The following is a 2907-nucleotide window of genomic DNA, read 5'->3' as shown; positions in this document are numbered from 1 at the left end:
GCGGCAGATGTGCGCGCCTGATCACGGCTTGCGTGGGCGTGATCCCGCCTGGCCGCCGTCGGCCGACGGCGTACCGTTGCGGGCTGCCCGGGCAGCCATCCGGTCGCGATGCCACGCTCGGTGGCTTGGCGGATCGCCGCACGAATGGATCCGCCATCGCCATCCCGACCGAGGAACGGGTGTCAATCCCGTGCTCACGCAGGCCACGAATGTGGATCAGGAAGTCTTGGGCGCAGCCGGCGCACCATCACGGCCGGGTCCTTCTCTATCGCGTCGTGCCCTGCTACGGGTCGCTGATTCGCCCGGCTTCGTGCTCAAGGTGCTGGGAAAGCCGTTGCTCGGTCGTCGATCGCGGAGGCCGAGCTGCCCACGGCGGCGTGAGCAGCCAGGCGATGTGCCCTCAGCTCCACCGGTAGCGAGTCTGGGACGACTCGCTACCCGTGACGAAGGCGAGCCCCTTGTCCGGCTGGACCCGGTGGAGTTGAACATTGCCGGTCCGAACGGCGTCGCCCAGTTGATACCAGGTTCCGTCCTCGCGGGTGAGCTGCCAGCCATAGGCCTGTTCGAACGCGGTCGCCACGGCTTCCCTGGTGGCCTGGTCGGTGACCAGGCTCGCAGTGCCTTCGATGATGTAGTCCATGCCGGTCAGGGTGCCGGTTCCGGCGGTTAGCGCGCAGTGCGGGTTGGCGCTGAGATTCTTGGCTTTCTGCTCGTTGTCGCCGGTGGTGAACCACATCGCGCCGTGCGACCAGATCGCCAGCAACGGTGTCAAGTGTGGGCGGCCGTCTCGGCGCACCGTGCACAGCTGGAATTTCTGGATCCGGCGCAGTGCCCACTCCGTCGCCTCCCACGGCGTCGGGGTGGCGCCTGGCGAGGAGAACGGACCGAGGCTGGTCTGCGGCGCGGTCGAGTCGTCGGCCGGATGAGCGGACATGATTTCTCCTTGTGATCGTCGGCGAATTCCGCCCCGGCGCATCCGCAGGGAAGGTTCAGCGGGTCCCGGCAAGATGGACGGCCAGGATCGTGGTGACCGACAGCGCGGTGTCGAAGTTCGGAACGAGCCGGGTTTTCGTCAGCGCGAAGGCGACTCCCCGCGCGGGGTCCGCGTAGGCGTAGCTTCCGCCCCCGCCCGGCCATCCGAACGCCACGGAGTTCTCCTCGGCAGGGGCACCGATCCTGCCGATCGGGAAGCCCAACGCCATCCGCGCCGGAGTGCCGAAAACCTGGTCCACGCCCTCGAACGCGAGCGCGGACAGTTCCGCCAGGCGCGCAGAGTCCACGAGCTTGCCCTGCAGCACGGCGTTGTACATCGCGGCAAGGCCGTGCGCGGTGGCGATGCCCACCGACGGTATGTCGGCGCGCAGGATCTCGCCGTTGTTGCCGAAATCGGCACTCGGCTGGTTTTCCCACGGCGCGAGGATCGCGTCACCGTCGTCCGGGCCGGCAGGCCATTGCCGCGCCTGCTGCTCCAGGCGCGCCAACCCTGGCAGGGAATCCTTCGGAGCGGCGAAGTAGAGCTGCCCCTCGATACCGAGCGGCGCAGTGATCCACTCACGCAGCAGCTCGCACATGGGCCGCCCGGTCGCGCGGCGGGCCAGCTCGCCGACGAGGTAGCCGAAGGTGTAGGAGTGATAGCCCATGGCGGTGCCCGGCCGCCAGCGCGGTTCGGCGGCGGCCAGCGACTCACATACCCTGGACCAGTCGGGAAGCTCGCCCGGGGTGATCTCGCGCGGCATGGCCGGCAGACCGACCGTGTGGGTCAGCACGTGCCGCAGTGTCGCCGTGGCCTTGCCGTGCACACCGAACTCGGGCCACAGGTCCGTGACCGGGCTGTCGTAGTCGAGGAAACCCCGCGCGACGAGTAGGTGCGCGAGCGTGGCCGCCACGTTCTTGCCAGTGGAGAAACTGAAGATCGGCGTGTCGGAGGTAACTGGTCGGCCGCTGGCCGGGTCGGCCGTGCCGGCCACCGCGTCGACGATCAGCGCGCCATCCCGATAGACAGCGACCTGCACACCGGTCTCCGCGCCGGTACCGACCAGCGTATCGATGTGACGCTGAATCTGTTCCTGTATCTCACCCATCGCCATCCTCGTCACTCTCCCCCGACCGCGGAGGATTCGCACCTCCCCCGGAGCGTCGCCGCCCGCCCGCACCCTCCCGCCCAGCAAGCCACATCGGCCGCCGTGGTGTCTCCGGAGGCCTCTCCTAGTGATTGTGGTTTGCAATCAGTGCCGATGCTAGGCGGCGTGGTGGTAGATTGCAACCACTAGCCGGGAGGGTGGCAGATGCACAGGGCGCCGCGTTCGGGATGTCCGATCAATGCCGCCGTCGAGGTGCTCGGCGATTCGTGGGCGATGCTGGTGCTGCGCGATGTCATGTTCGGCAATCGCCGGTACTTCCGGGAGCTGCTCCTGGGCTCCGAGGAGGGGATCGCGAGCAACATCCTGAGCAGCCGGCTCAAACAGCTCACCGCCGCGGGTCTGCTGACCCGCGAGGACGCCCACCGAGGGCGGCGGGCGATGTACTCCCTGACTGAGGCGGGGATTCAGGTCCTGCCCATCATGGTCGCAATGGGCAACTGGGGCCTCGCATACCGGGACGGTTCCCAGCGTTTGCGTGTCCGCGCCGAACTTCTGCGCGACGGCGGCCCCAAGCTCGTGGCCGAGATGATGGACGAGCTCCGCGAGCTCCACCTCGGCATCCCGCGACCAGACCCCATCGCGCCGCCCCCGAGCCAACGGCTCCAAGCGGCCTACGACAACGCCATGTGCGCCAACGTTGCTATGTAGCCCTCGCCGCGCGAAGGCAAGCACGAGCGACTGGCGTTGCCGGCCCTCCACGGGCCGGCTGATGCCAGCGGTCCCAACGAGACACCGACTGCGAGCAACCAACATCAGGTGCGCTGTA

3 protein-coding genes are annotated in these 2907 nt (G+C 68.2%); 1 reads left to right on the top strand and 2 read right to left on the bottom strand.

What is annotated here, in order from left to right:
• Positions 1-400 precede the first annotated feature (400 nt).
• Positions 401-934, bottom strand: coding sequence for a pyridoxamine 5'-phosphate oxidase family protein (locus tag I8N68_RS32235; RefSeq protein WP_200216884.1), 534 nt, complete (start codon positions 932-934; stop codon positions 401-403).
• 55 nt (positions 935-989) lie between these two features.
• The gene (locus I8N68_RS32230; protein WP_200216883.1) at positions 990-2087 is read right to left on the bottom strand and encodes a serine hydrolase domain-containing protein; all 1098 of its coding nucleotides are present in this window, start codon (positions 2085-2087) and stop codon (positions 990-992) included.
• 198 nt (positions 2088-2285) lie between these two features.
• Here I8N68_RS32230 and I8N68_RS32225 point away from each other — a divergent pair, with 198 nt between their 5' ends.
• Positions 2286-2789, top strand: a complete 504-nt coding sequence (locus I8N68_RS32225) for a winged helix-turn-helix transcriptional regulator (RefSeq protein WP_200216882.1) — start codon at positions 2286-2288, stop codon at positions 2787-2789.
• Positions 2790-2907 lie beyond the last annotated feature (118 nt).

It is taken from the genome of Micromonospora coerulea (genome assembly GCF_016598485.1).
GTDB classification, from domain to species: Bacteria; Actinomycetota; Actinomycetes; order Mycobacteriales; family Micromonosporaceae; genus Micromonospora; species Micromonospora coerulea.
Note: the sequence above shows the minus strand (reverse complement) of the source record. Positions and strands in the feature narration are given on the sequence as shown.